This window comes from Stenotrophomonas sp. YJH_SMC_16, assembly GCF_059367875.1.
In genome coordinates, this window is the sequence record NZ_JCAFRH010000003.1 from 369,585 (window position 1) to 383,899 (window position 14,315).

Sequence of the window (14,315 nt, forward strand, 5' to 3'; positions counted from 1 at the left end):
CGGCGGCGTCCGTCAGCTGTTCTTCAACACGATCTGGTACGCCACCACGCCGGCCTCGCGGCAACGGTCGATGGCCTTTTCCAGGATCTCGAAGAATTCCTTCAGCAGGAACATCTGCAGGTTGTCCAGGCGACCGGAATAGATGTCGCGGTACAGCTCGAGCATCAGGCGGTCGGCCTCGTTCTCCAGCGAGCGCAGCTTCTCGTTGAGCGCGGTCATCCGGTCCAGGTTCATGTGGCGCAGGTCGGCGACCATCTCCACCACCACGCCGGCAGCCTGTTCCAGCATCGCCGCGCGCGGCGCGAAGTCGATGTGCTCCAGGTGGGTCGTGGCCAGCGAATAGCGATCGGCGAACTTCTCGATCTGCTTCGGAATCTTGTACAGGGCCGAACCCAGCGCTTCGATGTCTTCGCGCTCGATCGGGGTCATGAAGCTGTCTACCAGCGCCTGGCTGATCTTGTCCGAGGCCGCGCGCTCGCGCAGGCGGGCCAGCTTGAAGGCGTCCAGCGCGGGCTGGCGGTCGGCCTCGCGCAGCATGGAATGCAGCGCCTTGGCGGCGTCGGAGGCCGCGACGGCAGCCTCATCAAGCAGGGTGTAGAACTGTTTGCCGGAACCGAAAATGGTCTGCAGAGAGAACATTGAGAAACCTGTCAGCCGTCGCGGGAAGGACGGCACCAGACGGAATTATGACGGCTAGATGACCATCACGGGTATCCCCGTACCCTTTCGGGGCTCTGGAGCCCCCAACCTGAACAGGCGGTTGCCACCCTGCCACGCCCCTTTGCTAAGATGCCAGCGCGCCCTCGGGCGCACCTTATGGACGACGACCCTTATCCCCCTGCGCCGCGCCGGACCCTGTTCCTGAGCGCCAGCCGCCATCGCAAGCACCCGCCCTCCCTGCCACCAACCGGGGACGATGCCCGTGTTTGAAATGATCCTGATTGTCTTCGCGCTGGTTCTCCTGAACGGCTTCTTCGCCATGTCCGAGATGTCGGTCATGACCTCGCGCAAGAGCCGCCTGAAGCAGATGGCCGCCACCTCCAAGCGCGCCGCCAAGGCACTGGAGCTGTCGGAGAAGCCGGAGAGCTTCCTGTCCACCGTGCAGATCGGCATCACCGTGATCGGCGTGCTGACCGGCTACCTCGGCGGTGATGCGATCGGCGACGCGATCGCCGGCTGGCTGCAGGGCCTGATGCCCGGCTTTGCGTACGCGCGCGAGGTAGGCACCGCCCTGGCGGTCTCGCTGATCACCTTCATCACGCTGATCTTCGGCGAACTGGTTCCCAAGCGTCTGGCCCTGACCCGCTCCGAGGCCATTGCCGGCCTGGTCGCCATGCCGATGAGCTGGCTGGCCAGGTTGGCCCTGCCCTTCGTCTGGCTGTTGTCCAAGACGACCCAGCTGGTCCTGCGGCTGTTCGGCCTGGGCAAGGATGAAGTCGCCTCGGTGACCGAAGAAGAGATCCGCATGCTGGTGGCCGAGAGCCACGAGGCCGGGGTGATCGACGCCCACGAGCGCGACATGATGAACCGCGTGATGCGCCTGGGCGACCGCACCGCCGACAGCCTGATGACCCCGCGCAACCGCATCGCCTGGCTCGACACCCAGGCCGGGCTGGAGCGCAACCTGGAGATCATGGCCGAGCACGAGTTCTCGCGGTACCCGGTGTACCGCGACAACGACATGGACGTGGTCGGCGTGCTCGAACTGAAATCGCTGGCCACGCGCATGGCGCGCGGCGACAACGCGCTGTTCCAGACCCTGCGGGAACCGCTGTACGTTTCCGAATCAACCCACGCGATGAAGCTGCTGGAGATCTTCCGCGAGGAACAGCAGTCGATGGCGCTGGTGGTGGACGAGTACGGCGAGATCCAGGGCCTGGTGACCATCAGTGACCTGATGGGTGCCGTGGTCGGCCGCCTGCAGGCGGTGGAGAACGCCGACGAAGATGCGCTGGTGGTGACCCGCGAGGACGGCTCGCTGCTGGTGGACGGCTCACTGCCGATCGAAGACGTGCGCGAACTGATCGGCAGCAACGACCTGCCCGACGCCGAGGACGGCGACTACTACACGCTGGCCGGCATGTGCATCCACTACTTCGGCCGCATTCCGCACGCGGGCGAGTACTTCGACTGGGCCGGCTGGCGCTTCGAAGTGGTCGACCTGGACGGTGCGCGGGTGGACAAGCTGCTGCTGCGCACGTTGTCCGACGAGCAGGCCGATGAGCTCACCGCCTGAGGCCGGCCAGGGCCCGGGCGCCCAGCGCCCGGCCTACCGCAACGAGGGCATCCGCACCCTGCTGGAGATGTTCGCCTCCGGCGATCCGGCCGAGCACATGCCGCTGGGCCAGATCCTGTGCAACCTGCAGCAGGGCGCGTTCGGCGTGTTCCTGTTCGTGGCGATCCTGCCCTCGTTCATTCCGATTCCGGGCATGGGCGGCGCGGTCAGCGGTCCATTGGTGATCCTGATCGGCCTGCAGATGCTGTGCTGCCTGCGCCGCCCCTGGCTGCCGGGCTTCATCGCCCGCCGCGGGCCAAAGCGCGGCACCATGCACCGTTTCCTGGACCGCATCGACCGCCCGCTTCGGCGTCTGGACAAGATGCTGAAACCACGCATGCCGCAACTGCTGACACCGCTGCCCGCCCACGCCTTCAGCGGCCTGCTGCTGGTGTTGCTGGGCCTGCTGCTGTCGCTGCCGATTCCCTTCACCAACTTCCTGTTCGGCTTCCAGCTGCTGCTGTTCTCGTTGGCGCTGATGGAACGCGATGGCGCGCTGATGCTGTTCAACTGGATCGCGGCGCTGGCAGCGATCGCATTCTTCGGTTTCAGTTCGGGGCAGCTGGTGGGCTATACGGTGGAACTGTTCCAGCGCTGGTTCTGAGCCGGAAGCCGGTAGAGCCGGCCGCTGGCCGGCACTACCACTACCGGACATCGGCCATCACCGAAGGTCGATGAACCCGTTGTCGGCCAACGCCGCCGGTTCGTCCTGCACTGCCGACAGCACGAAGCTCAGCGCCGTGCCCAGCAGAGTGCCCGGGCCATCCCAGTATTCGGCACTGTCGGCGCGCACATGGATCAGGCGAAGGTTGGGGTCATCCTTGCCACCGGGGAAGAACAGCTTCATCGCCGGTGACCACAGCTCCTCGATCTTCGCGCGATCATCGACCACGCGTGCCCGCCCCGCCACCGACACGTAGGTGTTCTTCGAGGGCGAGGCGTAGGCCACGTTGACCCGCGGATCGAGCGCGATCTCGGCCACCTTCGGGCTGTCGCCGGTGATCACGAACCACAGGTCACCGTCGAAGGCGACCTGCTGGGTGGCCAGCGGCCGGCTGTAGAGTCGCCCGTCGACGCCGGTGGTGGTGAACATGGCCACCTCCACGTCCTTGATCAGCTCGGCCAGTTGGGCAATGTGTTCGGCACGGGTCTCGGCCATGGTGGGGACTCCAGAAGTGGGAGCCCCCATCAGACGCGGATCGGCCGCAACAGGCCGTGACGCAATTGTTCAGCCCGCGTGGCGGGCGTGCCAGGCCTGCATCGCCAGTTCGAACGAACGCAGGCGCGCGCGGTGGTCGTACAGATTGGCGGTGAGCATCAGCTCGTCCGGCTTGTGCCGTTCGACGAAGGCGGCGATGCCCTCGGCCACCTGCTGCGGATCACCCAGCACGGTGCAGGCCAATGCCCGCTCCACACCCAGCTTTTCATGCGGTTCCCAGAACGATTCGATGTCGTCGATGGGCGCCGGAATCTTGCCCGGCCGGCCACGGCGCAGATTGACGAAACTCTGCTGCTGGCTGGTGAACAGGCGGCGTGACTCGGCTTCGCTGTCGCTGGCGACAACGTTCAGGGCCAGCATCGCGTGCGGCTGCTTCAACGTGGCCGAAGGGCGGAACTCGCGGCGGTACACCGCCAGCGCTTCGTCCATCACGTCGGGCGCGAAGTGCGAGGCGAACGCATACGGCAGGCCCATCGAGGCGGCCATGCGCGCGCCGAACAGGCTCGAACCGAGGATCCAGGTCGGCACCCGCAGGCCACCACCTGGAACCGCCTGCACCGCCTGCCCGGGTTGTACCGGCTCGAAGTAGTGCAGCAGCTCGCGCACATCCTGCGGGAACTGGTCGGCGCTGTCGAAGTAGCGGCGCAGTGCACGCGCGGTCGGCTGATCGGTGCCCGGCGCGCGGCCCAGGCCGAGGTCGATGCGGTCCGGATACAGCGAGGCCAGCGTGCCGAACTGCTCGGCCACCTGCAGCGGGGCATGGTTCGGCAGCATGATGCCGCCGGCACCGACGCGGATGCGCTTTGTGCCCCCGGCCACATGGCCGATCAGCACAGCGGTGGCCGCGCTGGCGATGCCGGGCATGTTGTGGTGTTCGGCCAGCCAGTAGCGGCGGTAGCCCAGCGCATCGGCGTGCTGGGCCAGTTCCAGCATGTTGGCGAAAGCGGCTGTGGTGTCACTGCCCTCGCAGACCGGGGCCAGGTCAAGGATCGACAACGGGATCATCAGGCGTTTTTCCGTCACAGGATCCCCCATGCATGGGGACGGCCCGGCGCCGCGGCCAGTGACGGTGGCGGGATGCTGATTCCCGTGGGGGCAGGTTCAGCGCCCACCGGATCGTGTAGAGCCGAGCATTGGCTCGGCTCTACAGAAGCGCGGTCAGAACGCGCTGGGGCGCGGCTCCGGCAGCGGCTGGTCCACCATCGGCTTCAGCTCGGCGTCCAGCGCCACGCGCTCATCGAACACGAAGCAGCGGCCTTCGTAGCCTTCGCCACCCACCTCCTCGAAGTAGCCGAGGATGCCGCCATCGAGCTGCAGCACATTGTCCATGCCGTCATTGAACATCCACAGCGCGGCCTTCTCGCAGCGGATGCCGCCGGTGCAGAAACTGACCACGGTGCTGTCTTTCAGCGCTTCGCGGTGCGGCGCCAGCGCCTCGGGCAGGTCGGTGAACTTGTGGATGGGCAGCACCAGCGCATCCTTGAAGGTGCCGTACTCCACTTCCTGCAGGTTGCGCGTATCGAGCATCACCACCGGCTTGCCGGCGTCATCATGCCCCTGCCGCAACCAGCGCTGCACCGTGGCCGGATCGATCGCCGGCGCGCGCGGATAGTCCAATGGCTGGCCGTCGTCACGGCGGAAGCTGATGATCTCGTCCTTCACCTTGGCCTTCAGCCGCGCGAACGGCTGATGCTCACTGAGGCTGGTCTTGACCCGCATGTCGGCAAAGCGCGCATCGGCACGAAGGGCCGCATAGAAGCCCTCGACCGCTTCCGGTGCCCCTGCCAGGAACAGGTTCAGCCCCTCGCCCGCCACCAGGATCGTGCCGCGCAGCTGCGCCGCCTCGGCACGTGCCAGCAGCTGGTCGCACAGGGCCTGGGGAGCGTCGATGACGACGAAATGGTAAGCGGCGGTATTGGCGATCATCCCGCCATTTTAGCGCCTCCTGCCCGCACAGACAGATTCAGGGATCAGAGCCCTCTGCACGGCAGAGGGATCCGACCCCAAGCCCGGCAGACACCCGGAATCTGTCAGGGGTGGGGCGGTGTGGGCAGGCGGGGGCGCAGAGCGCCATGGGCCCGGGGCATGCGCCGGGCGGGTTGGGCAGGATGCCCAACCCCGGTCTTGCCGTGTGCGCAGGACAGCGCACACGAGCAAGGCGCTCTACGAGGCACGCAGGAGCAGCTTTTGCCGTCCCCCGCGTGCCCACACCGCCCCGCCCTCTCACTGAAGCCCGGCTTTTGACGTTGCCGTTGCCTCTGCGGGTGCCGGGTGCAACCCGGCCGAAACCCCTTACCCCCGCAACAGCACGAACGGCAGCAGCACCAGCGCCGCCGCACCGGCCATCGCCAGCAGCACCAGCACCACATACCCCGGTCGGCGCCGGAACAGGCTGCCGAAGGTCTCCGCCGTGCCCTCGCGCAACGCCTGCTCGCGCTCGGCACGGATGCGCGGCCCGCGTTCGGCCTGGTACTCCGCCATCAGCGCCTTCGCACGCAGGTGATCGGCGTCCTCGCGCAGCCACAGGCCGCCGTTGGAAATGCCCCAGGGGCTGGGTTCGGTGCGATACCAGGCGATGCCGTGCTGGTCGAGCAGCGTGCAGACATCGGCATATTCGTCGTCGCCGACATTGCGCAGATTGAGCAGGAGTTTTGCCATGCCCCCATGATACCCGGCGCCGATGCGCTACCCTTGCCGCCCTCGCCCTGCGCCCTTCCGGAGACGCCCGATGCGCCGCCTGCTGCTTCCCCTGCTGCTGTCCCTCGCCGCCGTTGGCTGCTCGACCGAACCGTCCGGCCCGCCGCCGGGTGGCACCCTGACCACCTTCGAGCGCATCGATACCGTCCCAGGCACCGGCACCGAGGCCGTTGCCGGCAACAAGGTCACCGTGCACTACACCGGCTGGATCTATGACAACCGCACCGAGACCAAGCACGGCAAGACCTTCGACAGCTCGGTCAGCCGTGGCGAACCGTTCACCTTCGCACTCGGCGCCGGCCAGGTCATCCGCGGCTGGGATGAGGGCGTGGCCGGCATGAAGGTCGGCGGCAAGCGCACGCTGATGATCCCCCCGGACTACGGCTACGGCGACCGCCGGGTTGGCCCGATTCCGGCCGGCTCGTCTCTGGTGTTCGACGTCGAGCTGCTCGATGTCAAACCGTAACACCGCACTGACCCAGCGGGTCGCCGTCATCGGCGGCGGCCCGGCCGGCCTGTTCGCCGCCGAGCGCCTGCGCGCCGCTGGGCTGGAGGTCGACCTGTACGAGGCCAAGGGATCGCCCGGCCGCAAGTTCCTGATCGCCGGCAAGGGCGGACTCAACCTGACCCATTCCGATCCGCGCCCGCTGTTCGACAGCCGCTACCGCGAGCAGGCTGCCGTTGTCGGCAGCTGGCTGGATGGCTTCGACGCGCAGGCACTGCGTGACTGGGCCGCCGGCTTCGGCGTGGAGACCTACGTGGGCAGCTCTGGCCGCGTGTTCCCGGTCGACCGCAAGGCAGCGCCGCTGCTGCGCGGCTGGGTGCGTCGGTTGAAGGAGCAGGGTGTGCGCCTGCACGCCAACCACCGCTGGATCGGCTGGAGTGATGAAGGCGCATTGCGCTTTGAAACCGAAGACGGCGCCGTTGAAGTACATGCCGATGCCACCCTGCTGGCCATGGGCGGCGGCAGCTGGCCGCAGCTGGGCAGCGACGGCGGCTGGGTCGCGCCACTGCAGGCCCATGGCGTGGACATCGCACCGCTGCAGTCGGCCAACTGCGGTTTCGACGTGGGCTGGACCCCATTCTTCGCCCAGCGCAATGCCGGCGCGCCATTGAAGCCGGTGGTCGCGCACTGGATCGACCTGGCCGGACAGCCACAGTCGCTGCAGGGCGAATGCGTGGCCAGCGAGTACGGCATCGAAGGCAGCCTGATCTACGCGTTGGCGGCGGACCTGCGTGAGACCATCAACCGCGATGGCCACGCGATGCTGTGGCTGGACCTGGTGCCGGGCCGTGACGAGACGCGCCTGCTGGCCGATCTGTCACGCCCGCGCAAGGGCCGCAGCTTCGGCGAGCACCTGCGCCGCCAGGCCGGCCTGGATGCAGTGAAAGCCGCACTGGTGTTCGAGATTCTGGGTAAAGAAGCGGGCAACGACCTGCCGGCTGTGGCGGCTACGCTCAAGCGCCTGCCGCTGCGCCTGCTGCGTCCCCGGCCAATGGCCGAAGTGATCAGCACCGCCGGTGGCGTGCGCCTGGGTGCGCTGGATGATGGCCTGATGCTGCGGGCAGTGCCCGGGGTGTTCTGTGCCGGCGAGATGCTGGACTGGGAGGCACCAACGGGTGGCTACCTGCTGACCGCGTGCTACGCCAGTGGCCTGCGTGCTGCGGAAGGCGTGATCGGGTGGTTGGCCGGGCGCTGAAACCGGCCTTGTAGCGTCGAGCCATGCTCGACTGCGCTACCTGTAGAGCCGAGCCCACGCTCAGCTTGAATCAAAAGCAGCCGAGCGTGGGCTCGGCTCTACAGAACGCAGAAAACGGGCACTCACCACGGCCGGCGCATGCTCACCGAAGCCAGCGCCACGCCGCTGGGATGCGGGTAGGCCTCTTCGCGCACACTGATGAACCCCTGCCGCTGATAGAACGGCACGGCGTTGAGCGAGGCTGACAGCACCACCTCGCGCTCAGGATCGGCCATCGCCAGCAGGCGCTGCATCAGCGCCTGGCCGATGCCCTTGCCGCCACGATCCGGATCGACGAACAACGCATCGACTTCATTGGCATCGGCATCGAACACGCCAAAGCCGAGCAGACCGCCCTGCTCGTCCTCGGCCACCACGCAGCGACCCTGCGACAACAGCCGCGCGTACTGCGACGGTGGCGGCGAGGCAGACCAGGGCGCAATGACCTCAGGCGGGTAATGACTGCTGCAGGTCTCCCGCACGCACCGCGTGCGCAGCGCCCACAACATGGCCACGTCATCCATGGTGCCGGTCCTGAACTGCATGACATCTCCTTGTAGAGCCGAGCCTATGCTCGGCTGCTTCTCGATCACGCATCGCGATGTTGGAACGAAGATCAGCCGAGCATGGGCTCGGCTCTACAACACAACACGTTATCGAGACTTGCTGGCGCGCAGTGCCTGGATCTTCGGCGGCGGCTGGAAGGAATCGCTGCGTGCATCGGCCCAGAACGCATGGAACACCGCATGGTCGGGCACCTTGTGCAGCAGCTCGCCCGGTTCCAGGTAACGGTACAGCGAGGCCAGCGAACGGATCTCCACCGGCGAAACACGACGCAGGATGTGCTCCGGCCCAAGTTCAGCCGGGTCGTTCAGGCCCGCTGCACACAGCAGTTCCTTCAAGGCATGCAGCGTGTGCTCGTGGTAGCTGTACACACGAGTGGCCTTGTCAGGTGCATCCAGATGCTTCCAGCGTGCGGGATCCTGGGTCGCGATGCCGGTCGGGCACTTGTCGGTATGGCAGCTCAGCGACTGGATGCAGCCCAGCGCGAACATGAAGCCTCGGCCGGCATTGCACCAGTCAGCCCCCAGCGCGATGGTCCGCGCGATGTCGAACGCACTGGTGATCTTGCCAGCCGCACCGATGCGGATGCGGTCGCGCAGATCGAGGCCGACCAGGGTGTTGTGCACCAGCAGCAGCGCCTCGTGCATCGGCACGCCGACATGGTCGACAAATTCGGCCGGTGCCGCACCGGTGCCGCCCTCGGCGCCGTCGACCACAATGAAATCCGGCAGCAACCCGGTTTCCTGCATCGCCTTGGCAATGCCGAACCACTCCCACGGGTGGCCGATGGCCAGCTTGAAGCCGACCGGCTTGCCACCGGACAACTCGCGCAGGCGGGCGACGAACTGCAGCAGCTCGACCGGCGTCGAGAACGCCGAGTGACGCGACGGCGACACACAGTCCACCCCCATCGGCACGCCACGCGTCACCGAGATCTCGGCGGTCACCTTCGGCGCCGGCAGCACGCCACCGTGGCCCGGCTTGGCGCCCTGCGACAGCTTGATCTCGATCATCTTGACCTGGTCATGGGTGGCATTGGCAACGAAGCGCTCCTCGCTGAAACCGCCCTTCTCGTCACGGCAACCGAAGTAGCCCGAGCCGATCTCCCATACCAGGTCACCGCCCATCTCGCGGTGGTAGGGCGAGATCGAACCCTCGCCGGTGTCGTGATAGAAGCCGCCCTGGCGCGCGCCTTCGTTCAGCGCGCGGATGGCATTGGCCGACAGTGAACCGAAGCTCATCGCCGAGATGTTGAACACGCTGGCCGAATAGGGCTTGGCACAGTTCGGGCCGATCAACACGCGGAAGTCATGCTTGGCGATGGCGGTCGGTGCCAGCGAATGATTGATCCACTCGTAGTCCACCGCATAGGTGCTGCGCAGAGTGCCGAACGGCACCGTGTCCATCTCGTTCTTGGCGCGCTGGTAGATCAGTGCCCGCTGCTGGCGCGAGAACGGCACGTCTTCCAGGTCGCTCTGCACGAAGTACTGGCGGATCTCCGGGCCGATCGATTCCAGCCCGTAGCGGAAGTGCGCCATCACCGGATAGTTGCGGCGCAGCGTGCTGCGCTTCTGCAGCAGATCCCAGGTCCCCAGCGCCACCATCGCGGCAGTCAAGCCGACGCCCCAATACCAGGCCGGCCAGATCGTGGCCAGCCACAGGCATATCGGGAACATCAGGATGGCGAGCAGGTAGACGATATACCGGTGCATGGCTTTCCTCGGTTGCAACTGCCCCCGAGTCTACCGCGCCGTTCACTGCCCGGGCTTACAAGCGATCGTCAACCACGTTGCGCGGCCAGGCCGATTTCACGTCGTAGACCAGGCCACCCGGCGCCAACAGCCCCCGGATTGCGGATTCATCCATCGCCTTGAAACGGGCGTGGGCCACCGCCAGCACCACTGCGTCATAGCGCCCTGCCCCGGGCTCGGCCAGCCAATCCAGGCCCTCGCCGGTCAATGCCGCCGGGCCGACCCACGGGTCGCTGACCTCTACCTGCGCGCCGGCATCGCGCAGCCGTTGCGCCAGTTCCAGCGCGCGGCTGTTGCGCAGGTCCGGGCAATCCTCCTTGAAGGTCACGCCCAGCACCAGGATGCGTGCGTCCGCCGGCACACGGCCACGCTCGGCCAGCATCGCCAGCACCCGCGCCGCCACATGCTCGCCGACGCGGTTGTTGACCTGCCGTGCGGTGTGGATCAGGTCCGGGTGGTAGCCCACGCTCTCGGACTTGTGCAGCAGGTAATACGGATCGACGCCGATGCAGTGACCGCCGACCAGCCCCGGCCGGAACGGCAGGAAATTCCACTTGCTGCCGGCGGCGTCGAGCACGTCCTGGGTATCGATACCGAGCCGATCGAATATCAGGGCCAGCTCGTTGACCAGCGCAATGTTGACGTCGCGCTGGATGTTCTCGACCACCTTGGCCGCCTCAGCCACGCGCATCGAAGGTGCCGGGAACGTACCGGCGGCGATGATGCGCTGGTACAGACCATCAATCACCGCAGCGACTTCCGGTGTCGAGCCGGACGTGATCTTGCGGATGTCGGCCAGGCGCCGCTGGCGGTCGCCGGGACTGACCCGTTCCGGGCTGTAGCCGCAATAGAAGTCTTCGTTGAAGCGCAGGCCCGACCCCTGCTCCAGCAGCGGCACGCACACTTCCTCGGTGGTGCCGGGGTACACCGTGGACTCGTAGATCACCAGATCGCCGGCGCGAAGATGACTGGCAATCAGCCGTGTCGCCGAACGCAGGGGCTCCAGGTCAGGCTGCTCGTAAGCATCGATCGGGGTCGGCACGGTGACGATGTAGACATTGCAGGCATCGAGCAATGCCGGATCACTGCCGAACTGCAGCAGCTGCGCACTGGCCAGCTCGTCGGCTTCCATTTCCAGCGTGTGGTCCTGGCCGCTGCGCAGCTCGGCGATGCGACCGGCATCGATATCGAAGCCCAACGTCGGCCACTGCCGGCCAAACGCCACCGCCAAAGGCAGGCCGACATAACCCAGGCCGATCACCGCAAACCGGGGGGCGCTGGCCGCCGCAACCGGCGCACTCATCGGCACATCCCGTGCAACGGATGCGATCGCACATACGCTGCCATGGCTTCGGCCAACACACTCATCTGCTGCACCACTCCGGAAAACCTGCGCCAGAAAGGCTACAGCCTACCGGCCCCGGCGCCCTGCCGCCAAGGCGGGCTCAGGACCCCAACGCCACCGCGGCCGGTTCCAGTTCGCCGTCGGCGCCGGTCCAGGCCTGCAGCAGGCGCTCGAATCCACCACTGCCAAGCAGGAAGCCGGGCCACGCGGCATCGACAATCTGCGCCAGCAGCTCCGGCTCGATCCGCCGCGTGCCCATCGACCAGCGCGGAAATGCGCGCTGCACCACGGGTGCACGGCACAGCACTTTCAGCTGCACGTGGCTGCGCGCGTTGAGAATGCGCTGGAACACCGAATCGATGCCGTCCTCCGGGCCCTCGAGATACTGCAGGAAGCGTGCTCCGTCGAACATCAGGACACCGGTGACACCGGCTACACGATTGAATGCCGTGGCGTCGGCCAGCAGGCGGTCAAGATCGGTTGTCTGCAGATCGGCGCGGGCCTCACTGGCATAGGCAATCGCGTGCAGCGACATCAGGTGGCTCCCCCCCTGGGAACGATGGCAGGGACTATGACATGAATGCGATCGACAGTTAAGCACGCGGCCGCCGTGATGCAATCCGGTCGCGGCACCGCAGGTGGGCTACAATCGGCGCCGCGCTGCAGGCCCGGATGGCGAAACTGGTAGACGCATCGGACTTAAAATCCGCCGGGGGCAACCCCATGCCGGTTCGATTCCGGCTCCGGGCACCACGCGAGCGCAGCACACGCTACCTTCAGATCGCCCGCGAATAACGCGGTTGCTCGTGCGCGGCACGCAGGTACGGGTCGAAGCACATCGCCAGCAACCGCAGCAATGGTCGCCCAGGTTCGCTGGCACGCACCACGCCATCGCGGTATTCGGCCAGGCCGTCTTCCTGCAGCCGCTGCACCGAACGCAGGTCCTCGGCGAAGTACTGCTCGAAATCCACGCCGTGACGCTGCCCCAGCAGCACGCCATCCACCTCGCCCTGGCACATCAGCTGCTGGATCAGTTCCGCACGCAGCTGGTCGTCGGCACTCAACGCCACGCCGCGCCAGACCGGCAGCTGGCCCTGGTCCACCGCATCCTCCCACGACGGCAGATCGCGCGGATTCTGGCTGTAGGTGGCACCGATGTGGCTGATCGCACTCACGCCCAAGCCAAGCAGATCAGTATCGGCGTGGGTGGTATAGCCCATGAAGTTACGATGCAGCTGGCCGGCACGCTGCGCGCGCGACAGATCCTCTTCCGGCAGTGCGAAGTGATCCATGCCGATGTACTGGTAGCCAGCCGCAGAGAGCTTCTCCACCGCCAGGCCCAGCAATGCCAGCTTGTCTTCCGGCGAAGGCAAGCGGCTTTCGTCGATCTGCTTCTGCGCGCGGAACAGATGCGGCAGATGCGCGTAGCCATACACCGCCAGGCGATCCGGGCGCAGCGCCAGCACCAGTTCAAGGGTGCCGCCGAATCCTTCCAGGCTCTGCCCCGGCAGGCCATAGATCAGGTCGACGTTGACCGAACGCATGCCGCTGTCGCGGCAGGCGCGCAGGATGTCCAGCGTCTGCTGCACACCCTGTATGCGGTTGATCGATTCCTGCACCTGCGGGTCGAAATCCTGCACGCCGAGGCTGGCCCGGTTGAAGCCCAGCCGCGCCAGCATGGCGACGTCGCGGGTGTCGATGAAGCGCGGATCGAGTTCGATCGAGAAATCGCGCTGCGGCGAATCACTGAAATCGAAGCGCCGGCGCAACCCTTCCACCAGCGTGGTCATCGCCTCGGCATCGAGGAAGTTCGGCGTACCACCACCCAGGTGCAGCTGGATCACCTCGCGGCCGTCATCGAACTGCGGCGCCAACAGGTCGGCCTCGGCCAGCACGCGCGAGACGTAACTGTGGCCACGACCGCGATCGCGGGTGATCACCCGGTTGCAGCCGCAGTAGAAGCAGGGGCTGGAACAGAACGGCACATGCACATACAGCGACAGCGCGCGGGCCAGCTGGTTGCTGTCGGCAATCGCTTGGCGCAGCGCCGGCGCGTCGAAGCCATCATGGAAATGCGGCGCGGTCGGATACGAGGTGTAGCGCGGGCCCGGCCGGTCGTGCCGGCGCAGAAGGTCGGGGTCGAAGGTCCAGGCCAGGCCACCGGCGGCGGGAGAGAACGTGTCCATGCCGCCAGCATCGCGCCGGGCGGCCTGCGCCGCCTTGACCCAGATCAATCCTTGCCGGGGATCCCCAGCACCGGCAGACCCACCTGCGGCCAGCGCAGCATCTGGTAGCGCTTCCAGAAGGTGTCACCGATGCGCGCGGCCACGTCGTTGGCCAGTTCCTGCATCGGCGGGTTGTTGCATTCGGCAGTGGTGATCCGGAACAGCACCAGCCAGCGGTCGAACAGGTCCTTGTCCAGCTCGATGGCCATGTGCTTGGACATCGGCGAGCCCTTGAAGCGGCGGGTACCGCGCAGCATCGCCGACCAGAAGTCGACCAGCTGCGCCAGATGCTCAGGCCAATCGTGGACGTGCGCCTCGAACACCGGTCCCAGCCGTTCTTCCTCACGCACGCGGGCATAGAAATCGTGAACCAGGCGGGTCACGTCCTGCTCGGTGCACAACCCGGGCGAGGCGACGGGGAGGACAGGCGGCGGTGTTGCGTTCATCGGGGTACCCAAAGCGTGCCGGCAGTGTGCCGCACCCAGGCGGCAGCGCCGTTG

The 14,315-nt window shown here is 66.7% G+C and carries 15 protein-coding genes and 1 tRNA gene; 5 read left to right on the forward strand and 11 right to left on the reverse strand.

Annotated elements, in window-relative coordinates; all coding sequences use genetic code 11:
• Positions 1 to 12: 12 nt before the first annotated feature.
• Positions 13 to 639 carry a DUF47 domain-containing protein gene (locus tag AC5P6E_RS09245; RefSeq protein ID WP_004152833.1) on the reverse strand — a complete coding sequence of 209 codons (627 nt, stop codon included), beginning with the start codon at positions 637 to 639 and terminating at the stop codon, positions 13 to 15.
• 292 nt (positions 640 to 931) lie between these two features.
• Here AC5P6E_RS09245 and AC5P6E_RS09250 point away from each other — a divergent pair, with 292 nt between their 5' ends.
• Both AC5P6E_RS09250 and AC5P6E_RS09255 read left to right on the forward strand, forming a co-directional pair.
• Complete coding sequence (locus tag AC5P6E_RS09250) at positions 932 to 2,236, forward strand: hemolysin family protein (protein WP_032952709.1); 1,305 nt, start codon at positions 932 to 934, stop codon at positions 2,234 to 2,236.
• On the forward strand, positions 2,220 to 2,879 hold the full coding sequence (locus AC5P6E_RS09255) for an exopolysaccharide biosynthesis protein (protein WP_329834783.1): 660 nt from the start codon (positions 2,220 to 2,222) through the stop codon (positions 2,877 to 2,879). The genes AC5P6E_RS09250 and AC5P6E_RS09255 overlap by 17 nt, the downstream gene beginning before the upstream one ends.
• A 57-nt stretch (positions 2,880 to 2,936) precedes the next feature.
• Here the strand turns inward: AC5P6E_RS09255 and AC5P6E_RS09260 are convergent, their stop codons facing one another.
• The 4 genes from AC5P6E_RS09260 to AC5P6E_RS09275 all read right to left on the reverse strand — a co-directional run bounded on the left by AC5P6E_RS09260 (position 2,937) and on the right by AC5P6E_RS09275 (position 6,152).
• Positions 2,937 to 3,434 (reverse strand): pyridoxamine 5'-phosphate oxidase family protein, encoded by a 498-nt coding sequence (locus AC5P6E_RS09260; RefSeq protein ID WP_019338431.1) that lies wholly within the window; start codon positions 3,432 to 3,434, stop codon positions 2,937 to 2,939.
• Between the two features lie 69 nt (positions 3,435 to 3,503).
• Positions 3,504 to 4,499, reverse strand: a complete 996-nt coding sequence (locus AC5P6E_RS09265) for an LLM class flavin-dependent oxidoreductase (RefSeq protein ID WP_043402145.1) — start codon at positions 4,497 to 4,499, stop codon at positions 3,504 to 3,506.
• Between the two features lie 153 nt (positions 4,500 to 4,652).
• Entirely contained in the window at positions 4,653 to 5,420 is a 768-nt protein-coding gene (locus AC5P6E_RS09270) for a sulfurtransferase (protein ID WP_329834781.1), read from the reverse strand.
• 366 nt (positions 5,421 to 5,786) lie between these two features.
• Positions 5,787 to 6,152 carry a DUF6164 family protein gene (locus AC5P6E_RS09275; protein ID WP_049413235.1) on the reverse strand — a complete coding sequence of 122 codons (366 nt, stop codon included), beginning with the start codon at positions 6,150 to 6,152 and terminating at the stop codon, positions 5,787 to 5,789.
• Positions 6,153 to 6,222: 70 nt separating this feature from the next.
• On the opposite strand from AC5P6E_RS09275, the gene AC5P6E_RS09280 reads away from it, so the two are divergent.
• Both AC5P6E_RS09280 and AC5P6E_RS09285 read left to right on the forward strand, forming a co-directional pair.
• Positions 6,223 to 6,657, forward strand: coding sequence for an FKBP-type peptidyl-prolyl cis-trans isomerase (locus AC5P6E_RS09280; protein ID WP_004152813.1), 435 nt, complete (start codon positions 6,223 to 6,225; stop codon positions 6,655 to 6,657).
• A complete protein-coding gene (locus AC5P6E_RS09285) occupies positions 6,644 to 7,891 on the forward strand; it encodes a TIGR03862 family flavoprotein (protein WP_329834779.1) in 1,248 nt (415 codons plus the stop codon). Before AC5P6E_RS09280 ends, AC5P6E_RS09285 begins: the two co-directional genes overlap by 14 nt.
• A gap of 122 nt (positions 7,892 to 8,013) precedes the next feature.
• Here AC5P6E_RS09285 and AC5P6E_RS09290 read toward each other — a convergent pair whose 3' ends face one another.
• The 4 genes from AC5P6E_RS09290 to AC5P6E_RS09305 form a co-directional block, all read right to left on the reverse strand.
• Entirely contained in the window at positions 8,014 to 8,475 is a 462-nt protein-coding gene (locus AC5P6E_RS09290) for a GNAT family N-acetyltransferase (RefSeq protein ID WP_071305438.1), read from the reverse strand.
• A 108-nt stretch (positions 8,476 to 8,583) separates the two neighbouring features.
• Positions 8,584 to 10,206 carry an FMN-binding glutamate synthase family protein gene (locus tag AC5P6E_RS09295; RefSeq protein WP_043402155.1) on the reverse strand — a complete coding sequence of 541 codons (1,623 nt, stop codon included), beginning with the start codon at positions 10,204 to 10,206 and terminating at the stop codon, positions 8,584 to 8,586.
• Positions 10,207 to 10,261: 55 nt separating this feature from the next.
• Entirely contained in the window at positions 10,262 to 11,548 is a 1,287-nt protein-coding gene (locus AC5P6E_RS09300) for a nucleotide sugar dehydrogenase (protein ID WP_010486032.1), read from the reverse strand.
• Positions 11,549 to 11,690: 142 nt separating this feature from the next.
• Entirely contained in the window at positions 11,691 to 12,125 is a 435-nt protein-coding gene (locus tag AC5P6E_RS09305) for a BLUF domain-containing protein (RefSeq protein WP_010486035.1), read from the reverse strand.
• Positions 12,126 to 12,256: 131 nt separating this feature from the next.
• Between AC5P6E_RS09305 and AC5P6E_RS09310 the strand changes: the two genes are divergently transcribed.
• Positions 12,257 to 12,343 (forward strand) — tRNA-Leu (locus tag AC5P6E_RS09310).
• A 23-nt stretch (positions 12,344 to 12,366) separates the two neighbouring features.
• Here the strand turns inward: AC5P6E_RS09310 and hemN are convergent.
• Positions 12,367 to 13,776, reverse strand: a complete 1,410-nt coding sequence (gene hemN, locus AC5P6E_RS09315) for an oxygen-independent coproporphyrinogen III oxidase (protein ID WP_029550729.1) — start codon at positions 13,774 to 13,776, stop codon at positions 12,367 to 12,369.
• Positions 13,777 to 13,820: 44 nt separating this feature from the next.
• Positions 13,821 to 14,261 (reverse strand): group III truncated hemoglobin, encoded by a 441-nt coding sequence (locus AC5P6E_RS09320; RefSeq protein WP_029380056.1) that lies wholly within the window; start codon positions 14,259 to 14,261, stop codon positions 13,821 to 13,823.
• Positions 14,262 to 14,315 lie beyond the last annotated feature (54 nt).

Bases quoted from the DNA above. Each gene is read 5' to 3' on its own strand.
- AC5P6E_RS09260 (WP_019338431.1), bottom strand. From the start codon at position 3,434: ATGGCCGAGACCCGTGCCGAACACATTGCCCAACTGGCCGAGCTGATC.
- AC5P6E_RS09250 (WP_032952709.1), top strand. From the start codon at position 932: ATGATCCTGATTGTCTTCGCGCTGGTTCTCCTGAACGGCTTCTTCGCC.
- AC5P6E_RS09265 (WP_043402145.1), bottom strand. From the start codon at position 4,499: ATGATCCCGTTGTCGATCCTTGACCTGGCCCCGGTCTGCGAGGGCAGT.
- AC5P6E_RS09285 (WP_329834779.1), top strand. From the start codon at position 6,644: ATGTCAAACCGTAACACCGCACTGACCCAGCGGGTCGCCGTCATCGGC.
- AC5P6E_RS09290 (WP_071305438.1), bottom strand. From the start codon at position 8,475: ATGCAGTTCAGGACCGGCACCATGGATGACGTGGCCATGTTGTGGGCG.
- AC5P6E_RS09275 (WP_049413235.1), bottom strand. From the start codon at position 6,152: ATGGCAAAACTCCTGCTCAATCTGCGCAATGTCGGCGACGACGAATAT.
- AC5P6E_RS09300 (WP_010486032.1), bottom strand. From the start codon at position 11,548: ATGAGTGCGCCGGTTGCGGCGGCCAGCGCCCCCCGGTTTGCGGTGATC.
- AC5P6E_RS09270 (WP_329834781.1), bottom strand. From the start codon at position 5,420: ATGATCGCCAATACCGCCGCTTACCATTTCGTCGTCATCGACGCTCCC.
- AC5P6E_RS09320 (WP_029380056.1), bottom strand. From the start codon at position 14,261: ATGAACGCAACACCGCCGCCTGTCCTCCCCGTCGCCTCGCCCGGGTTG.
- AC5P6E_RS09255 (WP_329834783.1), top strand. From the start codon at position 2,220: ATGAGCTCACCGCCTGAGGCCGGCCAGGGCCCGGGCGCCCAGCGCCCG.
- AC5P6E_RS09245 (WP_004152833.1), bottom strand. From the start codon at position 639: ATGTTCTCTCTGCAGACCATTTTCGGTTCCGGCAAACAGTTCTACACC.
- AC5P6E_RS09280 (WP_004152813.1), top strand. From the start codon at position 6,223: ATGCGCCGCCTGCTGCTTCCCCTGCTGCTGTCCCTCGCCGCCGTTGGC.
- hemN (WP_029550729.1), bottom strand. From the start codon at position 13,776: ATGGACACGTTCTCTCCCGCCGCCGGTGGCCTGGCCTGGACCTTCGAC.
- AC5P6E_RS09305 (WP_010486035.1), bottom strand. From the start codon at position 12,125: ATGTCGCTGCACGCGATTGCCTATGCCAGTGAGGCCCGCGCCGATCTG.
- AC5P6E_RS09295 (WP_043402155.1), bottom strand. From the start codon at position 10,206: ATGCACCGGTATATCGTCTACCTGCTCGCCATCCTGATGTTCCCGATA.